Below are 16,111 nucleotides of genomic sequence, written 5' to 3'. Positions count from 1 at the left end.
CTTCACAAGCCCGCCGCTTTGGTTTAAAGCCGCCCCCTGTAAATCCGGTCGCAGCCCACCCGGTCAAAACAAGGGATCCCAAATTATGAAAACCATCGTCATCTGCTCCGGCGGATTGGACTCCGTTTCGCTTGCGCATAAAATCGCGGCGGAACATGAACTTCTCGCTCTCGCCTCTTTCGATTATGGCCAGCGCCACAAGAAGGAGCTGGATTTCGCTGCCGATTGCGCCAAACGGCTCGGCGTGCCGCATCATGTCATCGACATCAGAACCATCGGCGCACATCTGACCGGTTCGGCGCTTACCGACGACGTTGAGGTGCCGGACGGACATTATGCGGAAGAGACCATGCGCTCCACCGTGGTGCCGAACCGCAACGCCATCATGCTCACCATCGCCTTCGGGCTGGCTGCCGCGCAGCAGGCGGATGCCGTGGCGATTGCCGTGCATGGCGGCGATCATTTCATCTACCCCGATTGCCGGCCGGGTTTCATCGACAGCTTCAACGCCATGCAGGCGCATGCTCTTGAGGGCTACGCCGACGTCAAGCTCTTTGCGCCCTATGTCACCGTTTCCAAGGCGGCGATCGTGACCGATGGCGTGAAATACGGCACGCCGTTTGGCGAAACATGGTCCTGTTACAAGGGCGGTCTTACCCATTGCGGCCGCTGCGGCACCTGCGTGGAGCGGCGCGAGGCCTTTCATCTGGCCGGTGTCACCGATCCGACCGATTATGAGGACCCGGATTTCTGGGTGGCGGCCACCCATGCCTATGCGGCGCAGGAGGTGCGCTGATGTTCCGCATTACCAAGGAATTTCACTTCTCCGCCTCGCATCAGCTGAAAAGCCTGCCGTCGGATCACCAGTGCAACCGCCTGCACGGGCATAATTACATTGTCGAGATCGAGCTCGCGGGCGAAGCACTGAACGAGCACGGTTTCGTGCGCGACTATCACGAGCTTGCGCCGCTGAAGCGTTATATCGACGATCATTTCGATCATCGCCACCTGAACGACGTTCTCGGCCATGACCGGGTGACGGCGGAGTGCCTCGCCAAACATTTCTATGACTGGTGCAAGGACCGCCTGCCGGAAACCAGCGCCGTGCGGGTCAGCGAAACCGCCAAGACCTGGGCGGAATACCGGCCATGACGGCGGCTGCACACAAGATTGCAGCGAAGGAAACCACGATCCGCATCAGCGAAATCTTCGGACCGACCATTCAGGGCGAAGGTTTACTGATCGGTCTGCCGACCGTTTTCGTGCGTACCGGCGGCTGCGATTACCGCTGTTCCTGGTGCGATACGCTGCATGCGGTCGACAGCGATTACCGCGACACGTGGAAACCGATGCCGGTCGAGGCGATCTGGCAGGAGGTGCGGCGGCTTTCCGACGGCGTGCCGCTGACCGTCTCACTGTCAGGCGGCAATCCGGCCATCCAGCCGCTCGGAGCCTTGATCGCCAAGGGGCAAAGCGAGGGGTATCGCTTCGCGCTGGAAACGCAGGGCAGTATCGCCAAAGACTGGTTTGCCGATCTTGACCATCTGGTTCTGAGCCCCAAGCCGCCATCAAGCGGCATGGAAACGGACTGGCGGGCTTTCGAGGACTGTCTTGCCGCCGCCGGCGAGGGGCCGCAGGTGGCGCTGAAGATCGTGGTGTTCGACGATGCGGATTATGCCTATGCCAAGGCGGCATCCGCGCGCTTCCCGCATCTGTCCGTCTATCTCCAGCCTGGCAACCATACCCCGCCGCCGCCCGATGATGACGATGCGCGCGTGGATATCGACGGGGTGATGGACCGGATGTTGTGGCTGGTTGACAAGGTCAGCGAAGACCGCTGGTTTTCGGCGCGGGTGTTGCCGCAGCTGCATGTGCTGTTGTGGGGGAACAAGCGCGGGGTTTGAGCTGCAGGTATTTGGCAAAAACATTTCGACGTCATCCTCGCTCTTGAGGCGAGGATCCACACGCCGTTGAAGGATATGGATCCTCGGGTCAAGCCCGAGGATGACGTCGATTGGGCAGGGGGACGTGGAGGAACATCACCCCTCCCTAGCGGCGGCTTCCGCCGCCGCTCTCCTGAACTCAAGCCGAAACGGCCAGCTCGCGCCTCTCCCGATCCGCGATGATCGACAGGTCGAGCACCTTCTGCAGATTGGCCGCGTGGCGGAAGTCCGGATCGGCAACGCCGCCTTCCATCACCACCTTGGCGAATTTTTCGTAATTCGTCGGCACGGGGTCGACATCGATCGTCTTCCAGATCGCCTTCTCTACATCTTCGCCGATGCAGGCACGCAGGCTGGAATAGTCGGGCGTGTGGATGACTTCCAGCGCACCCTTGTCGCCATGGATGCGCAGGCGGAGCTCGTTCAAGTGCCCGGTCGCCCAGCGGCTGGCATGGATGACGCCCATGGCGCCGTTTTCCAGTTCGGCGGTCATGGTGAAGCTGTCATTGGCGTCGAGGTCGTAGACGCCGATTTTGTTACCCTCATATTTGTCGAAAGTCTTCAGCCGCGTGAAGATGCGTTCCACATCGCTACCCGCGCCATAGGAGGCGAAGTCGAGAATGTGGATGCCGACATCGCCCAGCACGCCGTTCGAGCCATGCTTGGTGGAAAGCCGCCACAGCCACTTGCTCTCCGTCATCCAGTCGCCCCAGGCCTTGGAAACCAGCCAGCTCTGGAGATAGGAGGCTTCCAGATGCCGCACCTTGCCGATCTTGCCTGCCATCACCATCTCACGCGCCGCCTGCAAGGGGGCGACGTTGCGATAGGTTAGGTTGACCATGGCGACGAGGCCGGCTTTTTCGGCGGCATCGGCCATTTCGGCGGCCTTGGCGTAGTTTTCCGCCAGCGGCTTTTCGCAGAAGACATGCTTGCCGGCCGCCAGCAGTTTCAGGCTGGTGGGGTGGTGGATGGCATCCGGCGTGACATTCGCCGCCGCATCGAATTCACCCCAGGCAATGGCGTCATCCAGCGAGGTGAAGGAGAGCGGGATGTTGTGGCGGAGCGCAAAGCCGCGCACCACCACATCGTCCACATCCACCGCCGCGACCAGTTCGACGCCGGGGATTTGCGAGAAATAGGTGGCATGGTTGTTGGCCATGCCGCCGGTTCCGAGAATGAGAAGTCTCATGGCTTTTTACCTGTAACCTGCTTCGCCTGCCTTGTGCAGCTTGGGGCCGCGTTCTTCGATCGGCTCCAGCGCCTTGTCGACGGGAACATTGGGGGCATCGTGAATGCTCTTCAGTGCGCCAACCGGATTATAGGCCCATGTCACCGAGTTGCTGATGACCTTCTGGACATTGGCATCGTGATAGGTGGGATAGGTCTCGTGGCCGGGGCGGAAATAGAAGATATTGCCGGCGCCGCGACGCCAGGTGAGGCCGGAACGGAAGACTTCGCCGCCCTGGAACCAGGAGATGAACACGGTTTCCAGCGGCTCCGGCACGGAGAACTGCTCGCCGTACATTTCCTCGTTTTCCAGCTCGAAATGCTCAGGCAGACCGGCGGCAATCGGGTGGCGCGGATTGATGGTCCACAGACGCTCGCGTTCACCCGCCTCACGCCATTTCAGCGCGCAGGGCGTGCCCATCAGCCGCTTGAACGGCTTGGAGAAGTGGCCGGAATGCAGGACGATGAGGCCCATGCCTTCCCAGACGCGTTTGGCGACGCGCTCGACGATCTCGTCCTGCACCGCGCCATGGTCCTTGTGGCCCCACCAGACCAGCACATCGGTCTTGTCGAGGCGATCCTGCGACAGGCCGTGTTCCGGTTCCTGAAGGGTGGCGGTGGTGGCGTTGATCTCGGGGTTCTGGTTCAGCGCATCGGCGATGGTGTTGTGCATGCCGTTTGGATAGATCGAACGCACCGTCTCATTGATGTGTTCGTGGATATTTTCGCCCCATACAACGGTGTTGATGGTCATTTTCATGCTCCTCGGTGAAAGCCGGGACCTTGGGTGATCCCGGCGAAAGTTGAATTTTCAGGCAGCGCCCCGGGCGGGGTTGCGGGCAAGCGCCCGGCCTTCGGCGTCAAAACGATGGATCTGCGCGGCATCCGCCACGAGGGCGATACGCTCGCCCGCCTTGCGGTCGGTCACGCCTTCCTCGCGAACGACGACGGGTTCACCGGCGCCGATCTCGACATAGATGTAGCTGTCCGACCCGAGCATTTCCGAATGCACGATCTCACCGCTCCAGCCGCTGCCGTCGGTGGTGATAGTGATGTGCTCCGGGCGGATGCCGATGGTTTTTGCGCCTTCCGTCTCGGCATATTTGCCTGACAGGAAGTTCATCTTCGGCGAGCCGATGAAGCCGGCGACGAAGGTGTTGACCGGACTTTCGTAAAGCTCCAGCGGTGTGCCGATCTGCTCGACACGACCGTCACGCAGCACGCAGATGCGGTCGGCGAGCGTCATCGCTTCCACCTGGTCGTGCGTGACGTAGATCATCGTCGTGTCATGCATCGAGCGGTGCAGCTTGGCGATTTCCAGACGCGTGGCAACGCGCAATGCCGCGTCGAGGTTGGAAAGCGGCTCGTCGAACAGGAACACCTTCGGATCGCGCACGATGGCGCGGCCGATGGCGACACGCTGGCGCTGGCCGCCGGAAAGCTGCTTTGGCAGGCGCTCCAGATAGGGCGTGAGTTGCAGCATTTCGGCTGCCGCTTCGACGCGCTTCCTGCGCTGTTCCTTGTCCGCGCCTGAGAGTTTCATGCCGAAAGCCATGTTTTCGAACACGGTCATGTGCGGATAAAGCGCATAGGACTGGAAGACCATGGCGACGCCGCGCTTGGCGGGCGGCAGGCGGTTCACCGTCTCGCCATCGAAGGAAAGCGTGCCGCCGGAAATTTCCTCCAGCCCGCAGATGAGGCGCAGAAGCGTGGACTTGCCGCAGCCGGAAGGGCCGACGAAGACCATGAATTCGCCGGAGCGGATGTCCATGTCGATGCCCTTGATGACGTCGAAGGCGCCGAAGGATTTGCGAAGATCGCGCAGTTGAATGGTGGTCATGATGTTTCTCCTAGCCTTTGACGCCGCCGGCGGTAAGGCCGGAGATGATGCGTCGCTGGAAGATCAGAACGAGGACGACGAGCGGGGCGGTGACGATGACGGAGGCCGCCATGATCGTTCCCCAGGGGATTTCGAACTGCGAGCCGCCAGACAGCAGCGCGATGGCGACAGGCACCGTGCGCTGCTCGTTCGATGAGGTGAAGGTGAGCGCGAAGAGGAATTCGTTCCACGCCGCGATGAAGGCGAGAAGCCCTGTGGTGACGAGCGCCGGCCACATCAGCGGCATGAACACCTGGGTGATGATGACCCAGGGCGTCGCGCCATCGACGATGGCCGCTTCCTCGATCTCGATCGGCAGGTCGCGCATGAAGGTTGTCAGCACCCAGACCGTGAAGGGCAGGGTGAAGATCATGTAGGAAAAGATCAGCGCCAGCGGCGTGTTGAAGATGCCCGCCCAGCGGATCAGTTCGAACAGGCCGGCGAGCACGGCGATCTGTGGGAACATCGAAACCGACAGGATGGTGAGCAGCAGCAGCGCGCGGCCACGGAAGCGGACGCGGGCGAGAGCATAGGACGCCGTTACCGCAAGGAACAGCGAGAGTATGACAACGGAAGATGCGACAAACAGCGAATTGCCGAGATTGCGCAGGAACGTGCCGTTGCCGATGACGAAGCTGTAATTGGTCAGCGAGAAGTCACGCGGCCAATAATTGACCTGGAACAGCGCCGAGCCGGATTTCAGGCTTGTCAGGATCGCGTAGTAAAACGGGAATACCGAAATCACCATGATGATGGCGACCAGCGCATAGAAGACGGTGGCTTTCAGGATGCTTGGCAGGGTCATCGCGCGGCTCCATCGGTGTTGACGCGCCCGAGCCACATGTAGATGACCGTGATCGAGGCGATGATGAGGAACAGCATGGTGGAGGCGGCGGCGCCATAGGAGAACTTGTCGAAATCGAACAGGTTCTCGCGCGCCAGAACCGACATGGTGCGGGTCTGGGCATTATTCGGCGTCAGGATGTAGATGAGGTCGAAGACGCGCATCGCATCCAGCATGCGGAAGATGACGGCGACCATCAGCGCCGGCCGGATCATCGGCAGGGTGACGCGGAAGAACACCTTGACCGGATGAATGCCATCCACCTTGGCTGCCTCATACATGTCCTTCGGCACCATCTGCAGGCCGGCAAGGATGAGCAGCGCCATGAATGGCGTCGTCTTCCAGATGTCGACGATCAGCACGGCCACCATCGCGGTTTCAGGATTGGCGGTCCAGGCGATCTTGTTGGAGATCAGCCCGAGATTGAGGAACAGGTCGTTCAGGATGCCGAACTGGTCGTTCAGCATCCACGCCCACATCTGCGCCGAGACGATGGTCGGAATGGCCCACGGCACGAGAATGGCGGCGCGCACGAGGCCGCGTCCCCTAAATTCGGCATTCAGCACCAGCGCGACGATGAGGCCGAGTACCGTTTCGAGGCTGACGGAGACGACGGTGAATTTCAGCGTATTGAGAACCGCCCCCCACCATGCGGGATCGGCAAGCAGGCCGCGATAGATGGTGCGGCCGCTGCTGAGCGTAATCCAGGTGAGGTAGTTCTTGAGGCCGACGAACTGCGCACCCTCGAGATTGGTGAGCGAAGCGTCGGTGAGGCTGAACCAGACGGTGCGCACCAGCGGCCAGCCCGCCACCAGCGCCAGCACCAGAAATGTGGGGGCAAGAAACAGCCAGGCGGATTTCAGTCGTTCGGACTGCAGATCGGAGCCGGTGCCGGCTGCCGCGACCGGTCTTTGAAGGGCGATGTCGTTCATGGGGATATCTCGCGGTTGGGGCGCGGGAAACGATCAGGCGAGACCGCCTCCCGCGCGGGCCGGATTACCAGCCGTTGCCTTTGAGATCGGTCAGTTCAACCTCGAGAAGTTCGAGATTTTCCGCCGCCGTGCCGTTGCCGGAGAGCGTGTTGTGCACGGCGCCCCAGAACTTGGCCGAAACCTCGTTATATTTCACCTTGGCCGAGGCGGAGGGACGCGGAACAGCGGTCTCGAAGATCGGCTTCCATGTCGGCATGAAGGGCTGGGCCGTTGCGACATCCTTGTCATCGTAGAGCGAAGCGATCGTCGGCATGTTGGAAAGCTGGATTGCGCGCAGCTTCTGGGTGTCCTTCGATGCCAGGAACTTCACGAGCTGAATGGCGGCTTCCTGGTCGTCGGAATATTTCGAAACGGCAAGGTTCCAGCCGCCAAGTGTGGAGGCAGGGGCTGCACCTTCTTCGCCTGCCGGCAGCGGCGTGACGCCAAATTTGTCCTTGATGGCGCTGTCTGCGCCGTTTCCAAGCGCATAGGCATAGGGCCAGTTGCGCATGAAGACGGAATTGCCGGTCTGCCAGACGCCGCGCGCTTCCTCTTCCTTGTAGGCGAGCACGCCCTGCGGCGCGATGGTGCCGACCCAGCCCTTGGCGGTTTCGATAGCGGCTGCCGCCTTTTCATTGTTGACGGAGATGTCGCCATTGGTCTCGACGATATGGCCGCCGCCGGCGGATGCGATCCATTCCAGAGCGTTGCAGGTCAGGCCCTCATAGGCGCTGCCCTGGAAAACGAAGCCCCAGAGGTCCTTCTGTCCGCCTTCGCGTTCCTTGTCCTGAATTTCCTTGGCGGTCTCGCTCAGTTCCTTCCAGGTTTTCGGCGGCTGCTTGCCGTATTTTTCCAGAAGGTCCTTGCGGTAGAACAGCGCCGGCGCGTCGGTGAACATCGGCATGGCGACGAGCTTGCCATCAACCGTCTGCGAGGCGACGATGGAGGGGAAATGATCGCCGATGACATCTTTGGTCGCTGCGGTCAGATCCACGAACTGGTCTGCCAGCTGCGGCGCCCAGATCACGTCCGTCTGGTAGACGTCGACATCCTTGTTGCCGGCCGCAAGCCACAGCCGGTACTGGCTGAACTGTTCGCTTGATGATGACGGCATGGTGACGAGATTGACCTTATGACCGGTCTCTTTCTCGAAAGCGGCGATGCGTTCGCGGAAGAACGCGACGTTCTTTCCGGTCGAATTGGCGGCGATGGAAAGTTCGGCCGCCTGAGCCGAAATGGCGGCGGAAAACACGGTTCCGCACAGGAACAAAGTCTTCATGGAAATATTCATTGTCAAACTCCTCCGTTGACGCTTCCGATTATCCTCAAAATTGAAAGCGCTTTTGACTGGCGTGAGGCTCTCAAAAGCCGAACGATCTGTCAATACTCTTTCTAATCCCCCGGAAATCGGCTGTTTTCGCCTGCAATTTTTCGGCGTTTGCTATTCCTATTGATCAACTATAAGGTTTCAGGTGGAGGAAAATTGAAATCGTTTTCAATTTTGTCGGCTTGAAAAATCCGCGGCGGCGACGCATGCAGGGGCAAATTGGCAAAAAACATGAAGCTCAAGGAATTTGCAGAAAAGGTCGGGCTCTCGCCCACCACCGTCAGCCGGGCGCTGGGCGGCTACCCCGAGGTGCGCGAGGAAACGCGCCGGCGGGTGATGGAGGCTGCGCTGAAATACGGCTACCGGCCGAATGCCAACGCCGTCAGGCTGGCAACCGGCAGGGCCGGCGCCATTGGCGTTGTCATGGGCCGTTCTGGCGGCGGGCATTTCTTTTCGGAATTCATGGGTGGCATGGCGACCCGGCTGGAGCGCGAAGAGACCGACATTCTCGTCAGCGTCACCGTCGACAATAATCTCGATGAGGAACTGGCGATTTTCAGCCGGCTGGCGGCGAGCGGCCGGGTGGATGGCATCATCGTGCATTCGCCGCGCCCCGAAGATGAGCGCATCGCGCTGCTCAACCGGCTGGGCGTGCCTTTCATCGTGCATGGCCGCTCAAAGACGGCCTTCGAACATGCGTGGCTCGATATCGACAATCACGATGTGACCTATCGCCCGACGATCCATTTTCTGGAGCGGGGGCACAGGCGCATCGCCCTCATCAACGGTCCCGTTGGCCGCACCTTCGTGCAGGATCGTGAACAGGGTTTTCGCGATGCGCTGGCGACCCACGGCATTACGCCCGATCCGCGTTTCATGATGAGTGAGCACTTCAGCGAGGAGGCGGCCTTCCGCTTTGCCCGCTCGCTTCTGGAGCAGACGCCGCGCCCGACTGCCTTCGTGGCGGGTGCGATGATGACGGCGCAGGGCGTCTATCGTGCCGCCACGCAGATGGGGCTGACGATCGGCAAGGATGTCTCCGTCATCGCCCATGACGACGTGTTTCCTTACCTCACGCCGGAAAGCATGATGCCGCCGCTTTCCACCACCCGCTCGTCCATGCGCATGGCGGGTATGCGGGTCACGGACCTGCTTTTGCAGATCGTCGCTGGCCGTCCTGTCCGTGAGGTTCAGGAATTGTGGCCGGTGGAACTGATCTTGCGGGAATCGGTCGGCCCAGCCTGAACCTTGGACCATAGCTCACTGATTCCACTCCATTTTGTGAACGTCAGTTGATGACGTTCGCCTTTCATCATCTATTCGTTAAGCCAGTCTCATGTATAATCGGAACAGTCACGGGCATATGGAACAGGCCCCGTGCCGGCGCGTTGAGGGGATGCGTCGAAGGAGGATGACGGATGTTTGAATTTTTAAAGCCGCAGCAGCAGACTGTGATCGACGATGTCGAGGCGACCGGCACCTATGCCGATGCGCTTCTCAACGTTCCAAGCCCGGAACTCACCCGTTCGACGGCCCGCGAGCATGGTCATGAGGCCCATTCCCGCGATTATTGCGAAAATCGCGATATTTCCCGCAACGCGCTCGGTTTCGCCTGAGCCGTCACAAAAACCTTCCTTAAAAACGGAACGGACAGGCCGTCCCCGCGTTTTCCCTGTACGACCCGCAGGGCGGCGCAATCGGACCGAAGGGACCTGACCGGCATTTGACCGATGGGCGAATTGGGTGTTGCGCCGCCTGATTGGCGACGGCGCGAAGGCGTTGTCCCACGAGATAAAAACGCAAGCTTGTGTCAATTGTGGCAAAGCGTGTTTATCAGGAGGCCGCGATGCCCGCCGTTCCCGTCGAACCCTATCCCGATCAGCCGATGCCCGTGCCGCCGCAGCCGGATATTCCGCCGGTGGAAGAACCGGAACCCGACCGCTTGCCGGACGAGGTGCCGACACCCAACCCGGATGAAAATGACGGGCCACCGAAGGTGCTCTCGTCTTTCACGCCTCTCCATTCTCGAATTTCTTGCTGACGAAAGCCGAGCCCTTCAGCCCGAAGCGCCACGGATATTCCGTCGCGCGGCTGATGCCTATTCGTCGGCCGATGGTGATGGCGGCGGCCTCTTTCGGCAGCCGCAGAAAAAACGGCGGTGCGTTCAACGGCGCGCCGTCCATCTCCCCCGTAATGGCCAGCGCCTGACAGAGCCTGCCCGGGCCTGAACAGAGAAGTTTCGGCTTGTCAGTTCCCCGGCGCAGTTTCATCATGTCTATACCGGTCAGGGGTTCGATGGCGCGTAAAAGCACAGCGGACCCTGGGGCGCAGACAAAGTTGGCGCACCAGTGAATGCCATAGGACCGGTAGACATAAAGACGGCCGGCCGGGCCGAACATTGCCCTGTTGCGCGGGGTTTGCCCGTTGAAACTGTGGGATGCGGGGTCGTCCGGATGATAGGCTTCGGTTTCCACGATGATACCGCCGGTGTTGCCGATGCAGAACTCCGCGCCAATGATGGCGCGGGCCACGTCCACCGCATCCCGCAGGAAGAAACTCTCCTGCATTTCCGGACCAAAGGCCTGATCCATCTGGAACCCTTCCGCTCTGCCGCCGTTGTGAATTCAGGTTCTAACCGTTTTCCAGCATCGGATTCATACCGGTGCTTTCCAAGCCGGAGGGCATGTCATGCAACTTTCGACGACCTATGTAAAACGCAATAACGGGGTTATCTCCGTCGAGTTCGTCGGCAGCGACGGTGATCAGGTTTCGGTTCGTCTCGCCGACGGTCTCGAAGGGATCGACGATGCCGAGGCCATCAAGCGCGCGAGTGCCGTGATGGTGCAACTGACCGCCTTCGGAACGCGCCATGGTGCGGATGCGCCTGCGCAATTTTCCGCTCTCGGAACGGCCCAGGATGAAGTCCCGCACGGGCAGGCGAGCGCCCGCACCGCGCGGGACCGCGAGATTCTGGAGGAAGAGCTGGAAGAGGGGCTGGAAGACAGCTTTCCGGCAAGTGACCCCGTCTCGGCGACGGTCACGTCCATAGCGTCCCGAAAAGGAGGGCACTGATGGTGGCCAATCGCAAGGTCGCTCTGGTAACCGGCGCAGGCTCCGGTATCGGACGCGCCGCCGCCCTTCATCTGTCGGCGGAGGGTTTTTCGCTCGGCCTGTTGGGCCGCACCGAATCGGAATTGAACGATGTTGCCCGTGACATAGGCGCCGCATCCGGTTCTGCGAAGGTGCTCGTGGCCGACGTGGCGGATGAAGCGGCCATGCGTCACGCGGTCGCAGCGCTGGTTGAGGATTTCGGCCGGCTTGATGTCGTGGTGGCCAATGCCGGCATCAACGGCGTCTGGGCGCCTGTCGATGAACTGAAGCCGTCTGAATGGGACGATACGATCCGCATCAACCTGCGCGGCACCTATCTCACCGTTCACGTGAGCGTGCCGCATCTGAAAGCGGCGGGCGGCGGATCCATCGTCATCATTTCGTCGATCAACGGCACGCGCACCTTCACGTCGCCCGGTGCTACGGCCTATTCCGTGACGAAGGCCGGCCAACTCGCCATGGCGCAGCAACTGGCACTGGAACTGGGGCGTCACCGTATCCGCGTCAATGCGGTGTGTCCCGGCGAAATCGAAACGGCAATCGATGAAAATACCGACATACGCGGGCGGGAGAAAACGGAGGTTCCCGTCCGTTTTCCGGCTGGCGACATTCCGGTGACCGGCGGCGTGGCCGGGACGAGCGGCGACGTCGCCGCGCTGATCGGTTTCCTGGCGTCGGATGCATCCCGCCACATTACCGGCACACCGGTTTGGATCGATGGCGGCCAGGGGCTGCTTCGATAAGTGTGGCCGCTGCTTTCATTGCCTACCCATCACAGGCTTGTGTCCTTATGATTAACGAATGGGTAACGTCTGTTCACGAGACTTTGTCCATGGGCGAGGTTGCCGTGTTGTGGCCACCTTCGATAGTTAAGCGTCTGCCGGAACGGCGGGCAAATCAGGCGGGCAGAACGATCCATGGGCATGCAGGCGTTGCTGGATTTCGCGGTTGCGGGGTTGCGGCAAAAGGTAAGGGCAGGGGCAAGAATGGCCGCGATCGTTGCGATCGGCGGCGGCCTCGCCGCGTGCACGTCCATGGGGCTCGATAGCGTCAAGAAGGACCCGCCGAAACTGTCGTCGAAGATGATGGCGCAGATGTCGGCCAAAAGCATGCGCCCGGAAAGCCCGGTTCTCGTTCGCATTTTCAAGCAGGAAAGCGAGCTCGAGGTCTGGAAGATCGACAAGACCGGAAATTACGCGCTGCTCAAGGCCTATCCCATGTGCCGCTGGTCCGGACAGCTCGGCCCCAAGATGAAGACGGGCGACCGGCAGGCGCCGGAAGGTTTTTATCATGTCTCGGCCGGCATGCTGAACCCGAACTCACAATATTACGTCTCCTTCAATCTCGGTTATCCCAACCGGCTGGAATCGGCGCTCGGTTACACCGGCGAGGCGCTGATGGTGCATGGCGCCTGCTCCTCTTCCGGCTGCTACGCCATGACGGACGCCCAGGTGGGCGAGATTTACGCCATCGTCGCGCGTGCGCTTCAGGGCGGACAGGACCGCTTTCAGGTACAGGCCTATCCGTTCCGCATGACCGCAAGGAACATGGTGGCGCATCGGGACGATCCCAACATGCCGTTCTGGAAGACGCTGAAGGAAGGCTACGACTATTTCGAGGTGACGCGCCGGCAGCCCAAAGTTTCCGTGTGCGGCCGCCGTTATGTCTTCAACAGTGAATTTGCCGGAGGCGAACCTGCCGATCCGCTGGCGGCCTGCCCGCCGGCCATCAATCAGCAGGACCCGCTGGTGGCGTCGAAACTGGCTGAAGAGCAACAAAAACTTGCCGCTGCGTTGAGCGATGGAACTTCGGTCCCCGTCAGCGCTTATGTCGATGGCGGCATGCATCCGAGCTTCCGGGCTATTTTGAAATCCAGCGGTGCCAAGGTCATGGCATCGCAGGTTTCTGGCACGAAGTACCCTATCAGCCGCCCAGAGGCGGCGCTGGCAGACCCCTTTGCCGGCGTGAGATGACGTAAATGAGGTTTTTCAATTGAACGAGACGACGACGACCCGGCGGGGTTTCCTGCTTGGAGCAGGCGGACTGGCGCTTGCCGGCCTTGCGGGCTGCAACACAACCGCGCGTGAGGCCACCCGGCCCGCGGCGCCTGCCGAAGACCCGATGTATGCGCTGATGTACGGTCCCAAGCCGGACGAGCAGTTTCCATTGCCGGAAATTCCCTACAAGCGGATTCCGCGCCAGTTCCTGCGGCAGATGGTGGCGAACCCGACCGGCGAGCGCCCCGGCGTCATCGTGGTCGATACCGCCAATCATTTCCTCTATCTGACCTATGAGGACAATCAGGCCATGCGTTATGGCGTCGGTCTCGGTCGTGCAGGTTTCGAATGGGCTGGCCGCGGCGTGATCCAGTATAAACGGCAATGGCCGCGCTGGACGCCGCCCGACGAAATGATCGCGCGCCAGCCGGAACTGGAGCCCTATAGCAGCCGCAATGGCGGCATGGAGCCGGGCCTCAAGAACCCGCTCGGGGCGCGTGCGCTCTATATCTTCAAGGATGGCAAGGATACGATCTACCGTCTGCACGGCTCGCCGGAATGGTGGACCATCGGCAAGTCGGTGTCGTCAGGCTGCGTGCGCCTGCTGAACCAGGATATCGTTGACCTCTATAACCGCGTGCCTGACGGTACGCCGATTGTGGTGACGGCGCTCGGCCCTGCCCAGCAGGGTGTGCCGATCGGCCAGGACGGTGTGCCCGTGGCGCAATATGGCAATGGCGTGATCGGCGACGGCCTGTCGCAGCCCGTGCAGGCTTATTGATCGCTGGAGCTTCACCCACGGCGCAGGCGTGCCGTGGGTATGTGCCGGCTGAAGTCCTGCATGAGGACGAGATATCCTCGTCTCTTCACAGCCGTCAGGCCACCCTGCGTGGCTGCTCCTGACTTCCGGCCGTTTCCTTATCCAGGCGGAAACGCGAGATCAGCGCGCGCAGTTTTGCCGTTTCCGCGGCAAGCGTAGCCGAAGCGGTGGTGGATTGTTCCACCATGGCCGCATTCTGCTGGGTCGCGTGATCCATGGAGTTCACCGCCGCGTTGATTTCCGCCAGACCGGTTGATTGTTCAGTGGCCGATGTGGCGATGGCGTTCATATGGCGGTCGATTCCGGCGATGCGTTCGCCGATATCCTTCAGCGCGCTGCCGGTATCGAGAACCAGTTTCACACCGCTTTCCACTTCCACGGATGACTGGCGGATATGGTCGCGGATTTCGCTTGCGGCTTTTGCCGAGCGCTGGGCGAGATCGCGCACCTCCTGCGCAACCACGGCAAAGCCCTTGCCGCTTTCGCCGGCACGTGCAGCCTCCACCCCAGCATTCAGCGCCAGAAGATTGGTCTGGAAGGCGATTTCGTCAATGACGCCGATGATGCCGGTGATCTGCCGCGACGAGGCCTCGATGCGGCGCATCGCTTCTTCGGCATGGCTTACCACCTCGACCGATTTCAGGGCGCTGTGATTGGCATCAGTGGCGGCGAGTCGCGCCTCGGCGGCGCGCTTGTTGGCATTCGAGACGTTGACCGTAATCTCATCGAGTGCCGCCGCCGTCTGTTCGAGGGAGGCGGCCTGATTCTCCGTGCGGCGAGAAAGATCGCCGGCACCGGCTGCAATTTCCCGGCTGCTGCCGTCGATCGTGCCGATACCATCGGAAATGGCGAAGAGCGTTTCGGCCAGTTGCCGGACCGAACTGTTGAAATCGTGACGCAGGGCCTCGAATTGTGGGGCGAAGGCGTCGTTCAGCTGGAAGGCCAGATCGCCGGAGGCGAGCCGCTTGAGACCGGTTGCGAGGCCGGAAGTTGCGATGCGCAGTCTTTCAGACGCCTCCTCCTCGGCCTGCCCGCGGGCCGCTTCCTGATCGGCTTCCGCCTGCCGGCGGGCCGCTGCCGCCTGTTCCTCGAGCGCCCGGTTGGCGATGGCCGCCTGCCGGAAAATCTCGACAGCACCTGACATGGAGCCGATTTCGTCCTTGCGGTTGATGCTGGGGGGCGATTGTGACGTATCGCCACCCGCCAGAGCCTCCATATTCCGTGCCAATTGCAGGATGGGACGGATGATCGATTTGCGGGTGAGAAGGAAAAGCCCGGCGGAGAAAAGTGCTGCGAGAACCAGAAGTCCGTTCAATATGAGATTGATCGCCGCCTTGGTCTTTTCGCTTTCGGCCGATGCGGCGTCCGAGAGCGCCTGAATCTGGTCACCTGCAGCTTCCATCGCTTTTTCGAGCGCGGAGAATTGTTGCATGAATTCCGGTATCAGCTTGATGGCCTCTTCGGGGCTGGAGCCGGCAAGTCCGACCACGGCGTTGGCGGCGTCCATATAGGCAAGAAGCGGCTTTTCGACGCCGTCTATGACGGATTTGACATTGGTGCCGGCCGACAGTGACTTGTTTGTTTCGATCATCTCGCGGAAGCTGGCTTCGTGTTCGGCAAGATCGGCCTTAACCGCCTTGAGGTCGAGGTCCATTCTGGTATCGGCGGAAAGAATGGCGGCAAGGACGTCGGACCGCAATGCGTCATGCATCATGTCCGCCTGCATGTGGTTGCGAAGCACGTCGGCCGAGAGCGCCACATATTCGCTGTTGCGGTTAAGCGTCTCCGCTGCCCATATGCCGACACCGGCGGCGCTGCCGGTGATGGAAAAGATTGCAATGCTCGCCAATATTATCTTTTTCTGAATCGATGCCATTGGAACGTTCCCGCGCAATTGTTATACTTCAGGAAGTTAATAGAACATGCTTAATAAATGATATATTTTCGCCCAGAATTGATAAAAGCAAAAAAGGCTGCAATTAGTATTGCAGC

The 16,111-nt window shown here is 60.8% G+C and carries 18 protein-coding genes; 10 read left to right on the top strand and 8 right to left on the bottom strand.

Features of this window, described 5'->3' with window-relative positions:
- Positions 1–85: 85 nt before the first annotated feature.
- Genes queC through queE form a run of 3 tightly spaced genes read left to right on the top strand, consistent with a single transcriptional unit; the run spans position 86 to position 1,904 of the window.
- Complete coding sequence (gene queC / locus ACIQUH_RS04270; protein ID WP_400812786.1) at positions 86–796, top strand: 7-cyano-7-deazaguanine synthase QueC; 711 nt, start codon at positions 86–88, stop codon at positions 794–796.
- Complete coding sequence (queD, locus tag ACIQUH_RS04265; RefSeq protein WP_020811477.1) at positions 796–1,152, top strand: 6-carboxytetrahydropterin synthase QueD; 357 nt, start codon at positions 796–798, stop codon at positions 1,150–1,152. The genes queC and queD overlap by 1 nt, the downstream gene beginning before the upstream one ends.
- The gene (gene queE, locus ACIQUH_RS04260) at positions 1,149–1,904 is read left to right on the top strand and encodes a 7-carboxy-7-deazaguanine synthase QueE (RefSeq protein WP_400812785.1); all 756 of its coding nucleotides are present in this window, start codon (positions 1,149–1,151) and stop codon (positions 1,902–1,904) included. The genes queD and queE overlap by 4 nt, the downstream gene beginning before the upstream one ends.
- A 178-nt stretch (positions 1,905–2,082) precedes the next feature.
- Here the strand turns inward: queE and ACIQUH_RS04255 are convergent, their stop codons facing one another.
- The 6 genes from ACIQUH_RS04255 to ACIQUH_RS04230 all read right to left on the bottom strand — a co-directional run bounded on the left by ACIQUH_RS04255 (position 2,083) and on the right by ACIQUH_RS04230 (position 8,155).
- On the bottom strand, positions 2,083–3,132 hold the full coding sequence (locus tag ACIQUH_RS04255) for a Gfo/Idh/MocA family protein (protein ID WP_400812784.1): 1,050 nt from the start codon (positions 3,130–3,132) through the stop codon (positions 2,083–2,085).
- 6 nt (positions 3,133–3,138) lie between these two features.
- Complete coding sequence (locus tag ACIQUH_RS04250; protein WP_400812783.1) at positions 3,139–3,924, bottom strand: ThuA domain-containing protein; 786 nt, start codon at positions 3,922–3,924, stop codon at positions 3,139–3,141.
- Positions 3,925–3,981: 57 nt separating this feature from the next.
- Entirely contained in the window at positions 3,982–5,010 is a 1,029-nt protein-coding gene (locus ACIQUH_RS04245) for an ABC transporter ATP-binding protein (RefSeq protein WP_309580576.1), read from the bottom strand.
- Between the two features lie 10 nt (positions 5,011–5,020).
- Positions 5,021–5,854, bottom strand: a complete 834-nt coding sequence (locus ACIQUH_RS04240) for a carbohydrate ABC transporter permease (protein ID WP_400812782.1) — start codon at positions 5,852–5,854, stop codon at positions 5,021–5,023.
- Complete coding sequence (locus ACIQUH_RS04235; RefSeq protein WP_262518115.1) at positions 5,851–6,825, bottom strand: carbohydrate ABC transporter permease; 975 nt, start codon at positions 6,823–6,825, stop codon at positions 5,851–5,853. The genes ACIQUH_RS04240 and ACIQUH_RS04235 overlap by 4 nt, the downstream gene beginning before the upstream one ends.
- A gap of 64 nt (positions 6,826–6,889) precedes the next feature.
- Positions 6,890–8,155, bottom strand: a complete 1,266-nt coding sequence (locus tag ACIQUH_RS04230; RefSeq protein WP_400812781.1) for an ABC transporter substrate-binding protein — start codon at positions 8,153–8,155, stop codon at positions 6,890–6,892.
- 267 nt (positions 8,156–8,422) lie between these two features.
- Here ACIQUH_RS04230 and ACIQUH_RS04225 point away from each other — a divergent pair, with 267 nt between their 5' ends.
- The 3 genes from ACIQUH_RS04225 to ACIQUH_RS04215 all read left to right on the top strand — a co-directional run bounded on the left by ACIQUH_RS04225 (position 8,423) and on the right by ACIQUH_RS04215 (position 10,232).
- Positions 8,423–9,436, top strand: a complete 1,014-nt coding sequence (locus ACIQUH_RS04225; protein WP_400812780.1) for a substrate-binding domain-containing protein — start codon at positions 8,423–8,425, stop codon at positions 9,434–9,436.
- 173 nt (positions 9,437–9,609) lie between these two features.
- A complete protein-coding gene (locus ACIQUH_RS04220) occupies positions 9,610–9,807 on the top strand; it encodes a hypothetical protein (RefSeq protein WP_279658870.1) in 198 nt (65 codons plus the stop codon).
- Between the two features lie 230 nt (positions 9,808–10,037).
- Positions 10,038–10,232, top strand: a complete 195-nt coding sequence (locus tag ACIQUH_RS04215) for a hypothetical protein (RefSeq protein ID WP_400812779.1) — start codon at positions 10,038–10,040, stop codon at positions 10,230–10,232.
- Here ACIQUH_RS04215 and ACIQUH_RS04210 read toward each other — a convergent pair.
- Complete coding sequence (locus ACIQUH_RS04210) at positions 10,201–10,782, bottom strand: DNA-3-methyladenine glycosylase (protein WP_400812778.1); 582 nt, start codon at positions 10,780–10,782, stop codon at positions 10,201–10,203. The genes ACIQUH_RS04215 and ACIQUH_RS04210 overlap by 32 nt on opposite strands.
- 97 nt (positions 10,783–10,879) lie before the next feature.
- On the opposite strand from ACIQUH_RS04210, the gene ACIQUH_RS04205 reads away from it, so the two are divergent.
- The 4 genes from ACIQUH_RS04205 (at position 10,880) to ACIQUH_RS04190 (ending at position 14,080) form a co-directional block, all read left to right on the top strand.
- Positions 10,880–11,263, top strand: coding sequence for a hypothetical protein (locus tag ACIQUH_RS04205; protein ID WP_400812777.1), 384 nt, complete (start codon positions 10,880–10,882; stop codon positions 11,261–11,263).
- Positions 11,260–12,045, top strand: coding sequence for an SDR family oxidoreductase (locus tag ACIQUH_RS04200; RefSeq protein ID WP_400813013.1), 786 nt, complete (start codon positions 11,260–11,262; stop codon positions 12,043–12,045). Before ACIQUH_RS04205 ends, ACIQUH_RS04200 begins: the two co-directional genes overlap by 4 nt.
- A gap of 174 nt (positions 12,046–12,219) precedes the next feature.
- Complete coding sequence (locus ACIQUH_RS04195) at positions 12,220–13,275, top strand: hypothetical protein (protein ID WP_400812776.1); 1,056 nt, start codon at positions 12,220–12,222, stop codon at positions 13,273–13,275.
- A 19-nt stretch (positions 13,276–13,294) separates the two neighbouring features.
- Positions 13,295–14,080 (top strand): L,D-transpeptidase, encoded by a 786-nt coding sequence (locus ACIQUH_RS04190; protein WP_400812775.1) that lies wholly within the window; start codon positions 13,295–13,297, stop codon positions 14,078–14,080.
- Between the two features lie 94 nt (positions 14,081–14,174).
- Here the strand turns inward: ACIQUH_RS04190 and ACIQUH_RS04185 are convergent, their stop codons facing one another.
- Positions 14,175–15,995, bottom strand: coding sequence for a methyl-accepting chemotaxis protein (locus ACIQUH_RS04185; RefSeq protein WP_400812774.1), 1,821 nt, complete (start codon positions 15,993–15,995; stop codon positions 14,175–14,177).
- Between the last annotated feature and the right edge of the window lie 116 nt (positions 15,996–16,111).

The organism is Agrobacterium sp. NPDC090283 (genome assembly GCF_044769685.1).
Lineage (GTDB): Bacteria > Pseudomonadota > Alphaproteobacteria > Rhizobiales > Rhizobiaceae > Agrobacterium.
Note: the sequence above shows the minus strand (reverse complement) of the source record. Positions and strands in the feature narration are given on the sequence as shown.

Excerpts from the sequence above, each read along its gene's own strand:
- queC (WP_400812786.1), top strand. The coding sequence starts at position 86 with ATGAAAACCATCGTCATCTGCTCCGGCGGATTGGACTCCGTTTCGCTT.
- queD (WP_020811477.1), top strand. The coding sequence starts at position 796 with ATGTTCCGCATTACCAAGGAATTTCACTTCTCCGCCTCGCATCAGCTG.
- queE (WP_400812785.1), top strand. The coding sequence starts at position 1,149 with ATGACGGCGGCTGCACACAAGATTGCAGCGAAGGAAACCACGATCCGC.
- ACIQUH_RS04255 (WP_400812784.1), bottom strand. The coding sequence starts at position 3,132 with ATGAGACTTCTCATTCTCGGAACCGGCGGCATGGCCAACAACCATGCC.
- ACIQUH_RS04250 (WP_400812783.1), bottom strand. The coding sequence starts at position 3,924 with ATGACCATCAACACCGTTGTATGGGGCGAAAATATCCACGAACACATC.
- ACIQUH_RS04245 (WP_309580576.1), bottom strand. The coding sequence starts at position 5,010 with ATGACCACCATTCAACTGCGCGATCTTCGCAAATCCTTCGGCGCCTTC.
- ACIQUH_RS04240 (WP_400812782.1), bottom strand. The coding sequence starts at position 5,854 with ATGACCCTGCCAAGCATCCTGAAAGCCACCGTCTTCTATGCGCTGGTC.
- ACIQUH_RS04235 (WP_262518115.1), bottom strand. The coding sequence starts at position 6,825 with ATGAACGACATCGCCCTTCAAAGACCGGTCGCGGCAGCCGGCACCGGC.
- ACIQUH_RS04230 (WP_400812781.1), bottom strand. The coding sequence starts at position 8,155 with ATGAATATTTCCATGAAGACTTTGTTCCTGTGCGGAACCGTGTTTTCC.
- ACIQUH_RS04225 (WP_400812780.1), top strand. The coding sequence starts at position 8,423 with ATGAAGCTCAAGGAATTTGCAGAAAAGGTCGGGCTCTCGCCCACCACC.
- ACIQUH_RS04220 (WP_279658870.1), top strand. The coding sequence starts at position 9,610 with ATGTTTGAATTTTTAAAGCCGCAGCAGCAGACTGTGATCGACGATGTC.
- ACIQUH_RS04215 (WP_400812779.1), top strand. The coding sequence starts at position 10,038 with ATGCCCGCCGTTCCCGTCGAACCCTATCCCGATCAGCCGATGCCCGTG.
- ACIQUH_RS04210 (WP_400812778.1), bottom strand. The coding sequence starts at position 10,782 with ATGGATCAGGCCTTTGGTCCGGAAATGCAGGAGAGTTTCTTCCTGCGG.
- ACIQUH_RS04205 (WP_400812777.1), top strand. The coding sequence starts at position 10,880 with ATGCAACTTTCGACGACCTATGTAAAACGCAATAACGGGGTTATCTCC.
- ACIQUH_RS04195 (WP_400812776.1), top strand. The coding sequence starts at position 12,220 with ATGGGCATGCAGGCGTTGCTGGATTTCGCGGTTGCGGGGTTGCGGCAA.
- ACIQUH_RS04185 (WP_400812774.1), bottom strand. The coding sequence starts at position 15,995 with ATGGCATCGATTCAGAAAAAGATAATATTGGCGAGCATTGCAATCTTT.